Source organism: Subtercola boreus, from assembly GCF_006716115.1.
Taxonomy (GTDB): domain Bacteria; phylum Actinomycetota; class Actinomycetes; order Actinomycetales; family Microbacteriaceae; genus Subtercola; species Subtercola boreus.
This window is the reverse complement of record NZ_VFOO01000001.1, coordinates 1,353,962-1,372,439: the sequence shown is the minus strand read 5'-3', so window position 1 is coordinate 1,372,439 and position 18,478 is coordinate 1,353,962. Positions and strand designations below refer to the sequence as shown.

General features: G+C 70.0%; 18 protein-coding genes. 9 read left to right on the top strand and 9 right to left on the bottom strand.

Going from position 1 to position 18,478, the window contains the following annotated elements:
* The first annotated feature begins 76 nt into the window (after nucleotides 1-76).
* Genes FB464_RS06405 through FB464_RS06375 form a run of 7 tightly spaced genes read left to right on the top strand, consistent with a single transcriptional unit; the run spans nucleotide 77 to nucleotide 7,516 of the window.
* A complete protein-coding gene (locus FB464_RS06405; protein WP_116414600.1) occupies nucleotides 77-805 on the top strand; it encodes an amino acid ABC transporter ATP-binding protein in 729 nt (242 codons plus the stop codon).
* A 56-nt stretch (nucleotides 806-861) separates the two neighbouring features.
* The gene (locus FB464_RS06400) at nucleotides 862-1,818 is read left to right on the top strand and encodes a glutamate ABC transporter substrate-binding protein (RefSeq protein ID WP_116414601.1); all 957 of its coding nucleotides are present in this window, start codon (nucleotides 862-864) and stop codon (nucleotides 1,816-1,818) included.
* A gap of 50 nt (nucleotides 1,819-1,868) precedes the next feature.
* Nucleotides 1,869-2,513, top strand: coding sequence for an amino acid ABC transporter permease (locus FB464_RS06395; protein ID WP_116414602.1), 645 nt, complete (start codon nucleotides 1,869-1,871; stop codon nucleotides 2,511-2,513).
* Entirely contained in the window at nucleotides 2,510-3,436 is a 927-nt protein-coding gene (locus tag FB464_RS06390; protein ID WP_116414603.1) for an amino acid ABC transporter permease, read from the top strand. Before FB464_RS06395 ends, FB464_RS06390 begins: the two co-directional genes overlap by 4 nt.
* A gap of 40 nt (nucleotides 3,437-3,476) precedes the next feature.
* Complete coding sequence (locus FB464_RS06385; protein WP_170151905.1) at nucleotides 3,477-5,246, top strand: copper homeostasis protein CutC; 1,770 nt, start codon at nucleotides 3,477-3,479, stop codon at nucleotides 5,244-5,246.
* 3 nt (nucleotides 5,247-5,249) lie between these two features.
* On the top strand, nucleotides 5,250-6,029 hold the full coding sequence (nagB, locus tag FB464_RS06380; RefSeq protein WP_116414605.1) for a glucosamine-6-phosphate deaminase: 780 nt from the start codon (nucleotides 5,250-5,252) through the stop codon (nucleotides 6,027-6,029).
* 2 nt (nucleotides 6,030-6,031) lie between these two features.
* Complete coding sequence (locus FB464_RS06375; RefSeq protein ID WP_211327363.1) at nucleotides 6,032-7,516, top strand: M81 family metallopeptidase; 1,485 nt, start codon at nucleotides 6,032-6,034, stop codon at nucleotides 7,514-7,516.
* Between the two features lie 178 nt (nucleotides 7,517-7,694).
* On the opposite strand, the gene FB464_RS06370 is transcribed toward FB464_RS06375, so the two are convergent.
* The 8 genes from FB464_RS06370 to FB464_RS06335 form a co-directional block, all read right to left on the bottom strand.
* The gene (locus FB464_RS06370; RefSeq protein ID WP_116414607.1) at nucleotides 7,695-8,510 is read right to left on the bottom strand and encodes an IclR family transcriptional regulator domain-containing protein; all 816 of its coding nucleotides are present in this window, start codon (nucleotides 8,508-8,510) and stop codon (nucleotides 7,695-7,697) included.
* Nucleotides 8,511-8,534: 24 nt separating this feature from the next.
* Nucleotides 8,535-9,704, bottom strand: coding sequence for a thiolase family protein (locus FB464_RS06365; RefSeq protein ID WP_116414608.1), 1,170 nt, complete (start codon nucleotides 9,702-9,704; stop codon nucleotides 8,535-8,537).
* Nucleotides 9,701-10,390, bottom strand: a complete 690-nt coding sequence (locus tag FB464_RS06360) for a 3-oxoacid CoA-transferase subunit B (RefSeq protein ID WP_116414609.1) — start codon at nucleotides 10,388-10,390, stop codon at nucleotides 9,701-9,703. Before FB464_RS06360 ends, FB464_RS06365 begins: the two co-directional genes overlap by 4 nt.
* The gene (locus tag FB464_RS06355) at nucleotides 10,380-11,078 is read right to left on the bottom strand and encodes a 3-oxoacid CoA-transferase subunit A (protein WP_116414610.1); all 699 of its coding nucleotides are present in this window, start codon (nucleotides 11,076-11,078) and stop codon (nucleotides 10,380-10,382) included. The genes FB464_RS06360 and FB464_RS06355 overlap by 11 nt, the downstream gene beginning before the upstream one ends.
* Nucleotides 11,079-11,207: 129 nt before the next feature.
* Nucleotides 11,208-12,632 carry an ABC transporter permease gene (locus FB464_RS06350; RefSeq protein WP_116414611.1) on the bottom strand — a complete coding sequence of 475 codons (1,425 nt, stop codon included), beginning with the start codon at nucleotides 12,630-12,632 and terminating at the stop codon, nucleotides 11,208-11,210.
* Complete coding sequence (locus tag FB464_RS06345) at nucleotides 12,629-13,384, bottom strand: ABC transporter ATP-binding protein (protein WP_116414612.1); 756 nt, start codon at nucleotides 13,382-13,384, stop codon at nucleotides 12,629-12,631. Before FB464_RS06345 ends, FB464_RS06350 begins: the two co-directional genes overlap by 4 nt.
* A gap of 132 nt (nucleotides 13,385-13,516) precedes the next feature.
* Entirely contained in the window at nucleotides 13,517-14,221 is a 705-nt protein-coding gene (locus FB464_RS06340; protein WP_116414613.1) for a response regulator, read from the bottom strand.
* Nucleotides 14,222-14,229: 8 nt separating this feature from the next.
* On the bottom strand, nucleotides 14,230-15,480 hold the full coding sequence (locus FB464_RS06335; RefSeq protein WP_116414614.1) for a sensor histidine kinase: 1,251 nt from the start codon (nucleotides 15,478-15,480) through the stop codon (nucleotides 14,230-14,232).
* Between the two features lie 384 nt (nucleotides 15,481-15,864).
* Between FB464_RS06335 and FB464_RS06330 the strand changes: the two genes are divergently transcribed.
* Nucleotides 15,865-17,358, top strand: a complete 1,494-nt coding sequence (locus FB464_RS06330; protein ID WP_116414615.1) for an HNH endonuclease signature motif containing protein — start codon at nucleotides 15,865-15,867, stop codon at nucleotides 17,356-17,358.
* A 181-nt stretch (nucleotides 17,359-17,539) separates the two neighbouring features.
* Nucleotides 17,540-17,947, top strand: a complete 408-nt coding sequence (locus tag FB464_RS06325) for an arsenate-mycothiol transferase ArsC (RefSeq protein ID WP_116414616.1) — start codon at nucleotides 17,540-17,542, stop codon at nucleotides 17,945-17,947.
* A 4-nt stretch (nucleotides 17,948-17,951) separates the two neighbouring features.
* On the opposite strand, the gene FB464_RS06320 is transcribed toward FB464_RS06325, so the two are convergent.
* Complete coding sequence (locus FB464_RS06320) at nucleotides 17,952-18,449, bottom strand: MarR family winged helix-turn-helix transcriptional regulator (protein WP_116414617.1); 498 nt, start codon at nucleotides 18,447-18,449, stop codon at nucleotides 17,952-17,954.
* Between the last annotated feature and the right edge of the window lie 29 nt (nucleotides 18,450-18,478).

Below are 18,478 nucleotides of genomic sequence, written 5' to 3'. Positions count from 1 at the left end.
GTTTGATTTCAACGACGAGACACTCGAAGCAAAGGCGGCAACCGTGGCACCCACCCCCACCGATACGACAACGGCGATGGTGCAGCTGACCGACGTGCAGAAGCACTTCGGTTCACACCATGTGCTGAAGGATGTGACGCTCTCGATCGCCCCGCGCGAGGTCGTCGTCGTAGTCGGGCCGTCGGGCTCCGGCAAGTCGACGCTCTGCCGCTGCATCAACCGGCTCGAGACCATCACCTCGGGCTCCATCGCGGTCGACGGGGTCGACCTTCCGGCCGAGGGCCGGGCGCTCGCGAAGCTGCGGGCCGAGGTGGGCATGGTCTTCCAGTCGTTCAACCTCTTCGCGCACCGCACGATCCTCGACAACGTGACCCTTGCCCCGATCAAGGTGCTCGGCCGCTCTCGCAAGGAGGCCCGCGCCGAGGGCCTCGCGCTGCTCGACCGGGTGGGCATCGCCGACAAGGCCGACCGCTTTCCGGCCCAGCTCTCGGGCGGCCAGCAGCAGCGGGCGGCCATCGCCCGCGCCCTCGCGATGAAGCCGAAAGTGATGCTGTTCGACGAACCCACCAGCGCCCTCGACCCCGAGATGGTGAGCGAAGTGCTCGACGTGATGACGTCGCTGGCCGGCGACGGGATGACCATGGTGGTCGTCACGCACGAGATGGGGTTCGCCCGGCGGGCCGCCGACCGCGTCATCTTCATGGACGACGGGCGCATCGTCGAAGAGGACACCCCCGCGAACTTCTTCGACCACGCGTCGAGCCCGCGCGCCCAGGCGTTCCTCTCGAAGATCCTGCCGCACTGATTTCGAACCCTCCTGCACCACCCCACCGCACCCGGAAGAACAGAAAGGTACCACCCGTGCCCAGCACTCGTAAGACCCTCCAGAGGGGCATCCCCCTGCTCGCCATCACCGTCACCGCGGCTCTCGCGTTCAGCGGATGCTCGTCGGACAGCTCGGCCGTGCCGGGCGCCGCTCCGAGCTCGTCAGCGTCGACGGACGCCCTGGCCTCGGTGTACGACAACGCCGTTGTCGCGGATGCCGCCGCGCTCCTGCCCGACTCGACGATGGCGAAGATCAAGGCCCGCGGCAAGCTGGTCGTCGCGGAGGCGCTCGATGCCCCGCTGCTCTCGCAGCAGAACCCGTCGAGCCCCGACGACGTCGAAGGTTTCGACGCGGATCTCGCCAAGCTGCTCGCGATCTACATCCTCGGCGAGCCGAACGTGGAGATCATCCCGCCGGCCTCGGAGACCCGCGAGGCGCTGCTCCAGAACGGTACTGTCGACGTCGTCTTCAACACCTACACGATCACCACCCAGCGCGACGAGCAGGTCGACTTCGCGGGCCCCTACCTCCAGTCGGGGCTGGCTGTCGCGGTGAAGAGCGACAACACCGACATCCAGGGCATCGACGACCTCGGCGGCAAGAAGGTCATCGTCGGCGCGAACACGCCGGCCGTGACCGCTGTTCCCGAGAAGCAGCCGACGGCGGAGATCGTCAGCTTCGGCACCGACCCCGAGGCCGTGCAGGCTCTGACCCAGGGCCGCGGTGACGCCTACGTGCAGGACTTCACGCTGCTCGCGAGCGACGCGGCGTCGAACTCGGCGATCAAGGTCGTCGGACAGCCGTTCACGACCGAGTCGTACGGCATCGGCCTGAAGGACGGGGACGCCGCGTTCAAGTCGTTCATCAACGACTGGCTCACGAAGATCGAGGCGAACGGCGACTGGGCGAAGGTCTGGGACGCGACGCTCGGCTCGGCCGTCGAGTCGTCGACGCCCACGCCGCCCGCCATCGGGTCGGTTCCCGGCTCCTGAGCGGCGTGACCGCCTGACCACCGCATGAGCTCCACCAGCAGAGGAACACGATGAACATCTTCGCCGACAGCGCCGGGCCGTTGCTCGAAGCGCTCGGCACCACCGTGATGATGGCGGTGATCGCCGGTGTCGCCGCGATCGTTCTCGGAACGGTCGTGACGGCGGCGCGCATCAGCCCCATCCCAGTGCTCCGCGGGCTCGCCTTCGCGTACGTGCAGTTCTTCGTCAACGTTCCTCTGCTGGTGCTGCTCATCCTGGCGGTCTTCGCCCTGCCCGACGCGGGCCTGCTGCTGCCGCTCACCCCCACGGCGATCATCGTGCTGGCGCTCTACGAGGCCGCGTACGTGGCCGAGGCGATCCGGAGCGGTGTGAACACCGTCGGCACCGGCCAGATCGAGGCCAGCAGGGCACTCGGCTTCACCCTGGTGCAGTCGCTCCGGCTGGTCGTGGTGCCCCAGGCGCTGCGGGCGGCGGTGCAGCCGATCGGCAATGTGATGATCGCGCTGACCATGAACACGGCACTGGCCGCAGCGGTCGGGGTGGTCGAACTGACCTCGGAGGCGAACAAGCTGAACCTCGTCGAGGCGCAGCCGATCCTGATCTTCACCGTGGCCGGCCTGATCTACATGGCTCTGGCGCTGGTCATCGGGCTCGCAGCCGGTCGAATCGAGAAGAGAGTGGCGATCAAGCGATGAGCACCTCCACGCACGAAGCTCCCGTCTCCCTCTACGACGAGCCCGGCCCCCGCACCCGGCGGGCGATCCGGCTGTGGTCGGTCGTCGCTGTCGTGGTGGTCGTCGCCGTCATCGTGCTCGCCCTCCTCCAGTTCGCCTCGAAGGGCCAGCTCGACGCTGACCGCTGGACGCCGTTCCTCAGCGCCGGCATCTGGCAGTACCTCCTGGTCGGGCTCTGGGGCACGATCCAGGCCGCCGCCCTCGTCGCCGTGCTGGGAGGGGCGTTCGGCCTTCTGCTGGCGCTCGGCCGGCTGAGCCGGAATCCGGTCATCCACGGGGTGTCGGTGGCCTACATCGAGATCGCCCGCACGATCCCGGTGCTGCTGCTCATCTACCTGATGCTGTTCGGGCTGCCGCAGCTCGGCCTGAACTTCCCGCTGCTCTGGAAGCTGGTCATCCCCCTGACCATCGCCAATGCGGCGGCCTTCGCCGAGATCATCCGGGCGGGCATCCTGGGGCTGCCCGCCGGCCAGTCGGAGGCGGCGGTGAGCCTCGGGCTCTCCCGCGGACAGGCCATGCGGCTCGTCGTGCTGCCGCAGGCGCTGCGGTTCGTGACCCCGTCGCTCGTGACGCAGCTCGTCAGCCTCGTGAAGGACACCTCGCTCGGCTACATCGTCGCCTTCACCGAGCTGCTCTACCGCGGGCAGGTGCTGGCGGCGTACAACCACTTCCTCATCCCGACGTTCGTCGTCGTGACGCTCATCTACCTCGTCTTCAACGGCGCCCTCTCGACGCTCGCCTCGCAGTTGCGCCGCCGACCCGGCAAGCGCAGCCTTGCCGAGCCGTCGAACGGAGCCGCGCCGATCGTCGGCGTGCCCGTGACCGACACGCGTGCCGACAACACCCCAGTCGGCAACACCCCCGCCGGCAACCCCAAGGAGTAGCACCATCATTCACCCAACTGACAGCGCCCCCGCGGTCGTCGTGGAGATCTGCATCGACGATCTCGACGGCGCAGTGGTGGCCGAACGGGCGGGCGCCCAGCGCGTCGAGCTCTGCGCCGACCTGCTCGAGGGCGGGACCACGCCGAGCATCGGTCTGCTGCGTTCCGTGGTCGAGGCGACCACACGCATCGGCGTGCAGGTGATGGTGCGGCCGCGCGGCGGTGACTTCGTCTACTCCGAGGCCGAGTTCCACGTGATGGGCCGCGACCTGGCCGAGATCCGCGCGGTCGCCGACGGAGCGGAGGGACGTGTCGGCGTCGTGCTCGGCGCCCTCACCGCTGAGGGCACGGTGGATGTCGCAGCCCTCCAGCGCCTCATCGAGGCGGCCGGCGACCTCCCTGTCACCTTCCACAAGGCGTTCGACGCGACACCCGACCTGGCAGCGAGCTATGAACTGCTGGCCGGGCTCGGTGTGGCGGGCATCCTGAGCTCCGGCGGCGAAGTGACCGCCGAGCGGGGTTCGGCCGCTCTCGCCGGGCTGGTGGCTCGCTCGCTCGCTTCCCCCGGGCCCCGGATGCTCGTGGGCGGCGGTGTGCGTCCCGGCAACGTCGGGGCGCTGCTCTCCGCGACGGGCGCGACCGAGGTGCACCTGAGGGCGCAGACCCCCTCGCCCCGCGGCGACGGAACGCTCCGCACCGACCCTGCCGTCATCCAGCGGATGCTCGAGGCCGTCGCCGAACGTCCGACGGTCGACCCAGCCACGTCGAGCGACCCAGCCGCGCCGCGCGACGCCGTGCTCGCTCTCGACATCGGCGGCACAACTCTCAAGGGCGCCGTCGTCGACGGCCGCGGCCGCGTGGTTCTTGCCGAGTCCGTCGACGCCGGAACAGACGGCACCGGCAGCAACGGCGCCGAGTCGCTCGAGCGTGTGCGCCACCTGCTCCGACTGCTGAACAGTCACGCCGCAGACGACGGCTGGAACATCATCGGCGCCGGTGTGGTCACCCCCGGCATCATCGAGCCGGCGACCGGAGTGGTGCGCTACGCCTCCACCCTCGGCTGGACCGACGTGCCGCTCGGCGCCCTCCTTGCGGGCGACCTCGGGGTTCCGGTGGCCATCGGGCACGATGTGCGCGCCGCCGGTCTCGCGGAGGCGCTCTTCGGCGCGGCCGCCGGCGTCTCGAACTCGGTGCTGGTCGCCATCGGAACGGGTGTCGCCGCGGCGATCCTCAGCTCCGACACCGAGGTCACCGGCCACCTGACCTCTGCGGGGGAGCTCGGCCACATCCCGGCCCTGCCGCACGGCGAGAGCTGCACCTGCGGCCAGCGGGGGTGCCTGGAGGTCTACATGTCGGGCGCGGGACTCGCCAGGCGCTATGTCGCCGAGGGCGGCACGGAGCCGCTCTCCGCCGCCGACATCGTCGCCCGTCTCGCGACCGACCCGGTGGCCGCAGCCGTCTGGAACGACGGGGTCGAAGCGCTCACCCTGGGCCTCGCGACGGTGACGATGCTGCTCGACCCCGCCGTCATCGTGCTGACCGGCGGTGTCTCGCGCGCCGGCGACACCCTGCTCGGCCCGGTGCGCGAACAGCTCGCCGCCTCCCTCACCTGGCGTACTGCACCGCCCGTCGAGACCTCGGTGCTCGGCACCTCCGGGAGCAGGATCGGCGCCTCCGTGCTCGCCTTCCGCATCGCCGGGCGGCCGCATGCCTCCGACGGGTGGATGCTCGATGACCTGCTCGCGGATCCAGCCGACCCCCGGGCATCCGCTCTGCCCGCGCCCGCCGCCGAACCCGCTCTGGAGGCCTGACCCATGGCAGAGATCATCGTCGTTCCGACTCCCGCCGACGCCGGACGCCTGGCAGGTGCGGCCATCGCAGACCTGATCGCACGCCGCCCCGACGCCGTGCTCGGGGTCGCGACCGGTTCGACCCCCCTGCCCGTCTACGACGACCTCCAGCACCGTCTCGCCGGGGTCGACGTGTCGCGGGTGCGGGCCTTCGCGCTCGACGAGTACGTCGGCATCGACCGTGATCATGCCGAGAGTTACCACAGCATCATCCACCACCAGGTGACCGTGCCTCTCGGGCTCGACCCTGACCTCGTGCAGGTGCCCGACGGCCAGGCCGACGATCTCGAACGGGCGGCCCTCGACTACGACGCGGCCATCCGGGCCTCCGGCGGCATCGACCTGCAACTGCTCGGAATCGGCAGCGACGGTCACATCGGCTTCAACGAGCCCGGTTCGTCGTTCGCCTCCCGCACCCGAGTGAAGACGCTCACCCCGCAGACCCGACAGGACAACGCGCGCTTCTTCCCCTCGGTCGACGATGTGCCGCTGCACGCCCTCACCCAGGGGCTCGGCACGATCCTCGAGGCGCGGCACCTCGTTCTGCTCGCGTTCGGCGAGGCCAAGGCCGAGGCTGTGGCGCTGGCCCTCGAAGGCCCCCTCACGGCGAGGGTGCCGGCCACGGCCATCCATCTGCACCCGCACTGTACGGTGATCGTGGATGAAGTGGCCGCCGCGCACCTCGCCGACCGGGCCTTCTACGACTACGTGTACACGAACAAGCCGGACTGGCAGGGGATCTGAGCGTGACGAGCCCGAAACCGTACCCGACCATCGCCATCGCCGGCCTCGCCATCGAGTCGAGCGCGTTCTCGCCGGCCCGAACGGATGCCGCGGCCTTCCATCCGCGGCGAGGCGCCGAGGTGTTCGGCGGCTACCCGTTCCTGGCCCCGGGGGAGCCGCTCCGGGAGGCCGCCGACTGGCTCCCGGCGCTGACCGGCAAGGCGTTGCCGGGCGGCATCCTGACCGCGGCCACCTTCGCCGAACTGGCCGACGAGATCATCGACCGGCTGCGGGCGATGCCGGCGCTCGACGGGCTCTACTTCGACATCCACGGGGCGATGAGCGTCGAGGGCGTCGACGATCCCGAGGCCGTGCTGTTGGGGCGCATCCGCGAGGTCATCGGCACCGACGCCGCGGTCTCGACCTCGATGGACCTGCACGGCAACGTCTCCGCCCGGCTCGTCGAGCTGACCGACCTGATCACCACCGACCGCACCGCGCCGCACGAGGACACAGCCCTCACGAAGGAGCGGGCCGTGCGGAACCTCGTCGAGCTGCTCGTGGGCGGCGGGCCGAAGCCGGTGAAGGCGTGGATCCCCATTCCTGTGCTGCTGCCCGGCGAGAAGACCTCCACCCGGCTGGAGCCCGCGAAGGGGCTCTACGAGCAGGTGGCCGCAGCCGAGGTTCTGCCGGGCATCCTCGACGCCGCCCTCTGGGTCGGCTACGCGTGGGCCGACGAACCGCGGAACCGTGCTGCGGTGGTCGTCACGGGCCACGACCGCGAGGCCGTCGCTTTGGCCGCCGAACACCTCGCCTGCGCTTTCTGGACCGCCCGCGCCGCGTTCGACTTCGTCGCCCCGACCGGCAGCTACTCCGAGGCGCTGGATGCTGCGTTGCTGAGCCCTGACCGGCCCTTCTTCATCAGCGACTCCGGCGACAACCCCACGGCGGGAGGCGCGGGCGACGTGACCTGGGGGCTCCGGGAGTTGCTTGCGCGGCCGGAGTTCCGGGCGGAGGACGGGCCGGTGGTGATCTACGCGTCGGTCCCGTCCGCCTCCGGGGTCGCGGCGGCGGTCGCGGCCGGCGTCGGTGCCCCGGTGACGGTGACGGTGGGCGCGGAGGTCGACGACCGGCACGCCGGGCCTGTCACTCTGAGCGGGGTGGTGTACAGCATCCACCACGGTGACAGCGATGCGCTGGTGGAGGTGGTGATCCGCACCGGAAGTGTCTTCGCGATCGTCACCGAACATCGGAAGCCGTACCACCACGAGCACGACTTCACCGACCTGGGGCTCGATCCGCGGGCAGCCGACATCGTGATCGTGAAGATCGGCTACCTCGAACCGGAGCTGTTCGACCTGGCCCGCGGCTGGATGCTCGCGCTGACGCCGGGCGGAGTCGACCAGGACATCCTGCGGCTCGGCCACCGCCGCATCGAACGCCCGCTGCACCCCTTCGACCCCGACATGCCGGACCCCGACCTCGGAGCGCGCCTCTTCGAGCCCTGACCCGTCCCCCGCCCCCCCCCGCCCCCAGCCCTCGCCCCCCCGCCCGCCGCCCGGCCCCGGCCCCGGCTCCGCGATCGAAACCCCGAAACTTGTCGGTAAAACGGCGGGATACCGACAACTTTCGGTGTCTCGATGGCCGTCGCGCGGCGGCGGGAGGCAGCGGCGCGTGGCGAGCGCGTCAGCGGGTGCGGCTCGCGGCGACGTTGGCCGCGATGAGGGCGGCCGCGCGCTGGAGCGGCGGCAGGAGTCCGTCGATCATGTCGGGCACCGTGAAGGTTCCCGCCGAGACGGAGACGTTGACGGCAGCCACGGTGTCGCCGCGGGCGATGACAGGCACGGCGATCGAGCGGAGGCCGAGCTCGAGTTCCTGGTCGACGAGGGCGAAGCCCTGGGTTCTGACGCGACCGAGTTCCGCCTCGATGTCGGCGCGGGTGTGCAGGGTGCGCGGGGTGCGGGCGTCGAACACGGCACGGTCGAGGCGGGCGGCCAGGTCATCCGGGGCCAGCGCAGCAAGCAGCACCCGTCCCATCGAGGTGGTGTGGGCGGGGAAGCGGGTGCCGACGCTGATCGAGACGCTCATGATGCGCCGCACGGCCGCACGGGCGACGTAGACGATCTCGGTGCCGTCGAGCACGGAGGCTGAGCTCGACTCGCCGGTGGTGCGGGAGAGGTCTTCGAGCTGGGGCTGCGCGATGTCGGGCAGCCCCAGGGCGGAGAGGTAGCTGAAACCCAGGTCGAGAACGCGGGGTGTGAGGGAGAAGAGGCGCCCGTCGGTCTGCACGTAGCCGACCTCGACCAGCGTCAGCAGGAACCGGCGCGCCGTCGCCCGTGTCAGGGCGGTGAGCGCGGCGATCTCGCTGAGCGTGAGCTGCGGATGCTCGGCGTCGAAGACCCGGATCACGCTCAGCCCGCGCACCAGCGACTGCACATACTGGTCGCTGGGCTCCGGATGCCCGGGGTGTTCTGAAGGCACAGGGCGCTGCTCGGGCGTCATGTGTTCATGGTATTGGCGTGCCGCTCAGCGTTCGAGCACCACGGCGAGGCCCTGGCCGACCCCGATGCAGATCGCCGCGACCCCGACCCCGCCGCCGCGCCGTTCGAGCGCGCGCGCCAGGTGCAGCAGGATGCGCGCCCCGGAGGCACCGAGCGGATGCCCGATCGCGATCGCACCCCCGTCGACGTTGACGATCTCGGGGTCGAGCTCGGGCCAGAGCGCGAGGCAGGCCAGCGACTGGGCGGCGAACGCCTCGTTCAGCTCGACCACATCCACGTCGGCCCACGTCTTGCCGGCGCGGGCGAGGGCCCGGTTCGCCGCTTCGACGGGGGCGATGCCGAAGATGTTCGGATCGTTGCCGGCCACCGCGCGGGACACGATGCGCGCGAGCGGCTCGCGGTCGAGCACACCTTCGGCGCCGATGAACATCGCCGCCGCCCCGTCGTTCAGGGGAGAGGAGTTGCCCGCCGTGACCGTGCCCGCGCTGCGGAACGCCGGCTTCAGGCCCGCCAGCGACTCCAGCGAGGAGTCGGCGCGGATGCTCTCGTCGCGGCTGAGCGTGGTGCCCGGTACCCCGACCACCTCGTCGTCGTACACCCCGGCGTCCCACGCAGCGGCCGCACGCTGGTGGCTCCGCACAGCGAACGCGTCCTGCTGCTCGCGGCTGATGCTGTAGCGGTCGGCGAGGATCTCGGCGGTCTCCCCGAGGGGCACCGTCCACTCTGCGGGCATGTTCGGGTTGACCATCCGCCAGCCGAGCGTGGTCGAGTGGAGCGTCTCGGATCCGGCCGGGTAGGCGCGGTCGGGCTTCAGCAGCACCCACGGTGCACGGCTCATCGACTCGACGCCGCCCGCGAGCACCAGGTCGGCGTCGCCGGCCTCGACGGCGCGGGAGGCCTGGATGGCCGACTCGAGTCCCGATCCGCAGAGCCGGTTCACGGTGACACCGGGAACGGAGGTGGGGAGCCCCGCGAGCAGGCTCGCCATGCGCGCCACGTCGCGGTTGTCCTCGCCCGCGGCGTTCGCGTCGCCGAAGATGACGTCGTCGATGCGCGCGGGGTCGAGGTCGCTCTGCCGCGCGACGAGGGTCTTGACGACATGGGCGGCCAGATCATCCGGTCGCACACCGGCGAGGGACTTGCCGAACCGGCCGATGGGCGTGCGGATGCCGTCGTAGATGAAGCTGCTCGTCATGCGATGCTCTCTTCCAGTGTGTCCAGCCTCAAGCCCAGGGTGAGACCCGTCAGTTCGCGGAGTTCGTCGATCGTGGTGCTCCCGACCAGCTCGATCACGGTCGCCCCTTCCGGGCCGAGCTCGAAGATGGCCCGGTCGGTGTAGAGGCGGTCGACGCAGCCGATGCCGGTGACGGGGTAGGTGCAGGCCTCGACGAGCTTGGAGACGCCCTTCTTCGACGCGAGCTCCATCATCACGTAGACGCTCTTCGCGCCGATGGCGAGGTCCATCGCTCCGCCGACCGCCGGGATCGCGTCGGGCGCACCGGTGCTCCAATTGGCGAGGTCACCGTTCGCCGAGACCTGGAACGCACCGAGCACGCAGAGGTCGAGGTGCCCGCCGCGCATCATGCCGAACGAGTCGCCGTGGTGGAAGTACGAGGCGCCGGGCAGTTCGGTCACCGGGATCTTCCCCGCATTGATGAGGTCGGGGTCGATCTGGCCGGCCACAGCCTCGGGGCCCATGCCGAGCATCCCGTTCTCGGTGTGCAGGATGATCTCCCGGTCTCTCGGCAGATAGTTCGACACCAGCGTGGGGAGCCCGATGCCGAGGTTCATGTAGGCCCCGTCGGGGATGTCGGCGGCGAGCCGTTCGGCGATCTGGGCCCGGGTCCAGGAGTCGCCCTGCTGCTCTGGACTATCGGACATCGGCCCATTCCTCTCTCTCGAAGCGGTCGCCGGTCTCCACGACGGCGTCGACGAAGATGCCGGGCGTCACGACGGACTCGGGGTCGAGGTCGCCGAGCGGCACGATCCGGTCGACCTGCGCCACCGTGACCGTCGCGGCGCTGGCCATGATCGGCCCGAAGTTGCGGGAGGTCTTGCGGTAGGTGAGGTTGCCGAGGCGGTCGGCGCGGTAGGCGCTGATCAGGGCGTAGTCGGCGACGATCGGGAACTCGAGCACGTAGTCGCGGCCGCCGATCGTGCGTGTCTCCTTACCTTCGGCCAGGGTGGTGCCGAACCCGGTCGGGGTGAAGAACGCGCCGATCCCGGCACCGGCGGCGCGGATCCGCTCGGCCAGGTTGCCCTGGGGGACCAGCTCGAGTTCGATCTGGCCGGCACGGTAGAGCGCATCGAAGATCTGCGAGTCGACCTGCCGGGGAAAGGAGCAGACGATCTTCTTCACCCTCCCTGCGCCCAGCAGCGCGGCAAGGCCGGTCTCACCGTTGCCGGCATTGTTGCTCACGATCGTGAGGTCGGTGGCGCCCTGGTCGAGGAGGGCGTCGATCAACTGCACGGGTTGACCGGCCAGCCCGAACCCGCCGATCATGATCGTCGCCCCATCGGGGATGTCGGCCAACGCGTCAGCGGCGCTGCTGCGGGTCTTCGAGATCATCGCACTCCCTTGGCGGATCAGATGTGTTCGACTGTCGAACAGAAGTTCGTATATCGATACTATCCGTGGTCTGCTTCGAAGGCCAGAGGGCGCTGCCGCGCCGTTCAGTCGAGGGCGCTGCCGCGCCGTTCAGTCGATCGCCAGCGCCCGGACCGGGGAGACACGCACGGCGGAGCGTGCCGGCACCGCAGACGAGACGATCGCGAGCACGACCGCCCCGGTGACGATGCTGATGACGATCCACGGCGGGATCGTCGGCGCGAAGAATCCGCCGATGTGGTGGTCGCTCGCGATGGCGCTGAGCACCCCGGCCCAGCCGTAGAAGATGCCGAGCACGAGCCCCGTGGCTCCGCCCACCACGGTGAGCTGGATGCTCTCCAGGAGGATCATCGTGCGAACCTGCCGTTTTGTGAATCCGAGGGCGCGCAGCAGGCCGATCTCGCGGCGGCGCTGGATCACGCTGAGCGAGAGCGAGTTCACGAGCCCGATCGCCGCGATCACCAGCGAGAAGCCGATCAGCACCGCGAGGATGCCCATGGTGAGCCGGAGGAACGCCTGGTCGCCTTCTGCGTCGGCAGCTTCCGCATTCGCGGCGATCGGTGCCGACAGGGCGAGGAACGACTGTCCGGCGACGGTGAACATCGTCACCAGGGTGACGCCGATCACGAGGCCGATGGTCGAGCGGGACGACCGGGCCGGGTACCGCAGCGCATTGGCGCTCGCGAGGACACTCGGCGTCGACCGGCCCGTCAGGCGTCCGGCCGCCTTCAGCAGGGCGGGGATGAAGAAGCCGGAGCCGAGCACGAAGCCCGCAAAGCTCACAGCCCCGCCGGGAGCGGCGAGCAGGAGGCCGAGCGGCGACTTCAGGCCGATCGCCACCCCACCGACGAGCATCACGATCCCGCCGGCGAACAGCACGATGACCAGGGTGCGGACTCGCCTCGGCATCTCCGAGACGCTCTGGGCGGGTGGCTCCTGGCTGGTGCCCGTCGCCTCAATAGGCGAGACGGTCAGGATGCGGCGGGATCCGTACCACGCAGCGCCCGTCGTACTCAGCAGACCGACGAGCACGGGCGCGACGAGCAGCGGGGTGAGGGTGTCGATCGGAACGTCCACGAATGTGCCCGAGGAGACGAGCGCCCCGTAGGCGAGCTGCGTGACCACGAGACCGATGACGAGACCGACGACCCCGCCGACCAGGCCGACGACGGCGCCCTCGATCGCGATGGCGCCGCGGAGGGTCCTGGCCGAAGCGCCGAGCAGGCGCAGCAGCGCGATGTGCTTCGCCCGCCCGGCCATGATGATGCCGAACGTGTTGGCGGTGACGATGCACGCGACGAACACCGCGATGAAGAAGAAGAGCAGGTCGAGCACGTCGAGCAGCGCGACGACGTAGCCGTGCTTGATGAACTGCCCGCCGATCGACTGCACGCGGAGCACCTGGTCGATCTCGATCATCATCGTCGCGAAGACGGCGGTGATGATCGCGACGAGCAGGCTGGAGGTGTGCTGGCGGCCGCCGTGCCGGAGCTCCCGGACGGCGAGGGCGATCACGCGGCCACCTCGAGGCTCAGGATGATGTCGGAGAGCTCCTTCGGCGAACTCGCTCCCACGTCGCGGGCGACCCGGCCGTCGGCGATGAAGACCACGCGGTCGGCGTGCGACGCAGCGACCGGATCGTGCGTCACCAGCACCACGGTCTGCCGGTACTCGCGGGTCAGGTCCCGCAGCAGCCCGAGCACCTCGCGGCTGGAACGGGAGTCGAGGTTTCCGGTCGGTTCGTCGGCGAAGACCAGCTGGGGGCGCATCGCGATGGCCCGCGCGATCGCGACGCGCTGCTGCTGCCCGCCGGAGAGCTCGTGGGGTCGGCGGGTCTCGAGCATCCCGATTCCGAGCCGGCCGAGCAACTCCCGGATCCAGGCCAGCTCCGCGGCATCGGGCCGCCGGCCGTCGAGTTCGAACGGGAGGGTGACGTTGCCGAGCACGGAGAGGGTCGGCACGAGATTGAACGCCTGGAACACGAAGCCGAGGCTCCGGCGGCGGAGCAGTGTGAGTGCGGTGTCATCGAGGTGGGTGATGTCGGTCTCGCCGATCGTGACGCGGCCCCGGGTGGCGGAGTCGAGCCCCGCGAAGACGTGCATCAGCGTCGACTTACCCGATCCGCTCGGGCCCATGATCGCGGTGAGGGAGCCGGCGGCGATCTCGAGGTCGATCGCATCGAGGGCGGTGGTGGCGCTGTCGCCGGAGCCGTAGACCTTGCTGACGCCTGTGGCGCGGGCCGCGACCGTCGGGGTGGGTTCGCTCATCGGGAGGCTCCTGTTCGTGGGTACTCCCCACGCTAGGAACACGGCTCTGGATGCGCGTCAGCACAGCTGGCGATCTTCGACTACATCGCTGTGATGACGAGCGAGTCGGGCGTCTGGATGTCTCCACTTCACTCACTCGCGGTCGATGAGGCCGTTCCGGTAGGCGAAGATCACCAGCTGCACTCGGTCGCGGAGCTCGAGCTTCGTGAGGATCCGGCTGACGTGCGTCTTGACGGTCGCATCGCTGAGCTGCAGCTTCCGGGCGATCTCCGCGTTGCTGAGACCTGTGGCCACCAGATCGAAGAGGTCGTGCTCCCGGGGGGTCAGGGCGTCGAGGGAGCTTCGGGAGCTCTCGTCGCGGGGGGCCGCGAAACGCCGGATCAGGCCGGCGGTCGCGCTCGGGGCGATGACGGCGTTCCCCGCGTTCACCGTGCGGATCGCGGCGAGCAGGAACTCGGGATCCGTCGACTTCAGCAGGAACCCGCTGGCACCGGCCTCGATCGCCCGGAACGTCTTGTCGTCGAGGTCAAACGTCGTCAGCACGATGAACCGGGGCGGTGCTGTGCTGCTGTTCGCGCTGCCGATTGCGCGGCTGATCGCCTCGATGCCGCCGAGCCTCGGCATCTCGAGGTCCATCAGTACGACGTCGACCGGATGGCTCGCGATCAGGTCGACCGCTTCGAGGCCGTCGGCGGCCTCCCATTCGACACAGAGGTCGGGCTGCGAGTTCACGATCATGGCGATGCCCGACCGGAAGAGCGGCTGGTCGTCGGCGAGCCCGACACGGATCCTCCGGCTCGCTTCCGCGTTCGTTCCTGCGCCTGTTCCTGCGCTCATTCCTGCGCTCATCGTTGCACCTCCGGTGCCCGGTACGGGAGACGCGCCGCGACCCGGAAGCCGGAGGAGCCGTCGGTGCGCGGGCCTGTCTCGACGCTGCCGTTCAGCAGCCGCATCCGCTCCCGCATGCCGATCAGCCCCTGGCCGGGTGCGGCTCCCGCCCGGGCATCCGGTACCCAGACATCCTGTACTCGGACGTCCGGAACCCGGGCATCCTGAACCCGGTCGCCGGTTTCGACCGTCGTGACCCCGAAGCGCACGTCGTCGGTGCCCCAGTCGACGCTGACGATTGCCGAGGTGCCTCGTCCGCCGTGGCGGATGGCGTTGGTCAGCGATTCCTGCAGCACGCGGAACATCGCCAGGTCGTGGGCGGCGGTCAGCGGCATCCGGATGCCCGTCTCGGAGACGACCACGTCGAGGCCCGCCTCGCGCACCGAGCGCACGAGGAGGTCGAGGTCGACTGTGCTGCCGCTGCCGCTGGCGCTGCCGTCGCCCGGCTCCCGCAGTACGCTCAGCAGTTCGCGCACATCGTCGAGCGCGGAGCGGGCCGTGCGGTTGATCGTCTCGAGGGCGGTCGTCTCGGCGGCGGGGTCGGTCGCCTTCGCGTAGCGTGCCCCGTCGGACTGCGCGATGACCACAGCCAGCGCATGCCCGACGAGGTCGTGCATCTCGCGGCTGAGCAGCGCCCGCTCGCGTTCCTGCGTGAGGCGGGCCTCGGCCACGATGCGGTCCCGGTCGCGTTCGCTCCGCAGGATGACCGCGGCCCGGCGGTTCCGCACCAGCACGCCGAGCGCCCAGAACAGGGACAGAGCAGCGGCGACCACTCCGCTGACCACCCCGAAGTAGACGCCACGGTAGAACGGATCGACGGGTACCAGCGCGCCGTCCCCGGTCGCCGGCGCGAACAGGATGAGGCGGGCGCCGGCGATGCCGCCGCCCACCACGCTCGAGGCGAGCCCCGCCCAGCGCACGGCGCGGCTCTCTGCGAGCCCTGTCGCGAACACCGCGGCGAGGATCAGGATGTCACCGACGAGCAGCCCGTCGACCGTGGCGACCTGCACGAGGGCTCCGACCCAGGCGATCGCAAGGCCGAGGCCGGGTAGTCGCCGCCAGAAAGCGAGCGAGAGCGCCAACACGATGTCGATGAGTGTGCCGCCCGCTCCGTCCCGCACGAAATCGGCCGCGCCAAGCAGCACGAACGCCGCGGCGGCGATCGCTGCATCCGCCAGCCGGGGGCGCGTCTCGAACCAGGTCCACACAGGCGCAACTCTAACGCCGGCGCGGGGTGCGGTCGTGCAGGGTTCCTGCTGGGCGGTGCGGCGCGGTGGCCTGCCTGGCGTGCGCCGCCTCTCGCCGCCCGCCGCCTTCGCTACCGATGCCGCCTTCGCTGCCGCATGCCGCCTTCGCTGCCGCATGCCGCCTTCGCTGCCGCATGCCGCCTTCGCTGCCGCATGCCGCCTTCGCTGCCGCATGCCGCCTTCGCTGCCGCAAGCCGCCCTCGCCGCCACCTGCCACCTCCCCGCGCCGCCGCCGCACCATCTCGGCCGCGGCATCTTCTCCTCCACAGGTGGCGTGTTTCGCGAGTTCTCCACCAGTTCTGGTTTTCGGCTGCGGTCGTCGGTGGATCGTGGTTGGCTTGACCCATGACGCGAGAATCCCTCACCATCGATCGGCCGGAAGCGGCGGCACCAACGCCGACCGCGCCCGCCTCGTTGGTGGTACCGGTTCCGTCGAAGCGTGAACGTTTCGCGGCCGCGGTGTCCGCTGTCATCGCGCAGCACAAAGCCGTCGCTGCCGCCCACGCCCACCTCGCCGACCTGATCGAGGAGGCCCGCCAAGCGGGGACCGCGCTGCATACGGTCGATTCGTTCACCGGCGGCCCGCAATGGTCCTCCGAGATGGTCGTGGAACGGCAGATCATCACCGAACTCGCCGTCGCCCTGCACCTGTCAGAGAACGACACCCGACGCCTCCTGCACACCAGCGAAGGGTTGGCCGGCCCGTTCACCGCCACCCGGGCAGCCCTCCAGTCCGGTGCGATCTCGTACCGGCACGCCGAGAAGATCGTGCACCACAGCCACACGTTGCCTGTCGCCTCGTTCCCGGCGTACGAACACGCCCTGCTCCCGCACGCCCGGACAGTCACCGTGCAACGCCTCGACACGCTCGCAAGGGCCGCCACCGAAACCGCGCAACCCACGACCGCCGTGCAACGCCACCTCGACGCCGCCAACCGGCGACGCCTGGACCTTGACCCCGCCACCGACGGCATGGCCTACCTCACCCTCTACATCCCCGCCGTCGAAGCCGTCGCGATCCACAACCGCGCCACCGACCTCGCCCGCTCCACCAAACAATCCGGCGACCCGAGATCCCTCACCCACCTCCGCGTCGACACCCTCACCGACCTCCTCCTCAACGCCGAACCCACCACCCCCGGCACCACCCCCGGCATCCGCGCCCGCATCCACGTCACCGTCCCCGCCCTCACCCTCCTCCACCACAACCCACCCACCGACACCCACACCAGCCCCCGGGCGAGCAGCACCACCAGCCCCAGCAGCACCAGCACCAGCACCAGCACCAAGGCCGGCAGTCGGGCCACCAGCACTGACCCCACCGGCATTGACCCCACCAGCACCGATACCCCCGGCGACCTGACCGGCGGGCACGGGTGGGCGAACCTCGAAGGCTACGGACCCATCGACCAGCTCACCGCCCTCCACCTCACCCGCAACGCACCCAGCTTCACCCGCGTGCTCACCGACCCCGCCACCGGCTGCGCCCTCGGCTACGGACGACAGAAATACAAACCCCCCGCTGACCTCGACGAACTCATCCGCCTCACCCACACCCACTGCACCTTCCCCCACTGCCCCGAAACATCAGCGACCGCGGACCTCGACCACACCATCCCCTGGAACAACCAAGGCACCACAGACCTTCGCAACCTCAGCCCCCTCTGCAGCAGCCACCACAAAGTCAAACACCACACCGAATGGAACATCCAACAAACCCCCGACGGCACCATCACCTGGACCTCACCCGCCGGCCACCAATACACCGTCGACCCCACACCCCTCGCCCCACCCGAAGTCCGATTCGACAACGGACTCGGCACACCCGCACCCTTCTGACCGCCCCAGACTGGCCACCCCAGACTGAGCGCGCCAGACGGAAACACCGGAATGAGCGCGCCAAGAAACGCCAGACCACATCGAAGGTTGGTCGTGACCGCTGGCCTCGGCTCCTGCTAGTTTTGCGCTCGGGTCGATATTGCATCGCCCCTGCGAACGAGAACGAGAGAGGGTCCCTTCGATGTCCGTCAGCAGTCCGCGGGTCGTGTTCGTCTGCCAGAAGAATGCGGGCAAGTCGCAGCTCGCCGCCGCCCTGATGCGCGACCTGGCGGGCGACGCCGTTGAAGTTCTGTCGGCCGGAACCCATCCGGGACCGGCGTTGAACGTCCAGTCGGTCGAGTCCCTGACGGAGGTCGGCGTCGGGGTCGGAGACGAGCATCCGAAAGCCCTCACGGACGCAATGCTGGGGTGGGCCGATGTCGTCGTTGTGCTCGGTGCGGAGGCGCAGGTCGAGCCTGTTCCCGGCACGCGCTTCGAGCGGTGGATCACCGACGAGCCCTCCGAACGCGGCATCGCCGGCATGGAACGGATGCGCCTGGTGCGCGACGACATCCGCGCCCGTGTGGAGGAGCTCAGACTCCGCCTCTGAGGGGTCAGCGGTCGCCCCGGGGCGGCTGCCATCCTTCGTCGGCGCGGATGGCGCGGAGGATGCTGCGATTGATCGCGCGGAGCTGCTTCTGCTGTGTCGCTGTGAGGGCGTCCAGAACCAAGCGGTTGACCGTGTCGACGTGGCCGGGGGTCGCCTCGCGACACTTCCGCCGGCCATCCGCCGTCAGCGTCGCGAGAGTGAAGCGACCGTCGGCCGGGTCGGGCCGGCGCGTCACCCAGCCGCGACCCTCCAGGCGGAGCACGGCGCGGGACAGCCGGGAGAGGGTGCTGTTCGCGTAGCTCGCGAGCACGCTCATCCGCAGGGTATCGTCGGGGGCGTTCCCGAGCGCGAAGAGGATCCCGTACTCGAAGTGCGTGATCCCCGCCTCACGCAGCAGTTGCGCGTCGAGGGCTGCAGGCAGCCACTCCAGCACGGTCGCCAGGGAGGCCCAGGTCTCCAATTCGTCGCCGCTGAGAGATCCGGAGTTTGTGTCGTCGGCCATGCCTCGAGTGTAGGGGAGGTTGACTTGAC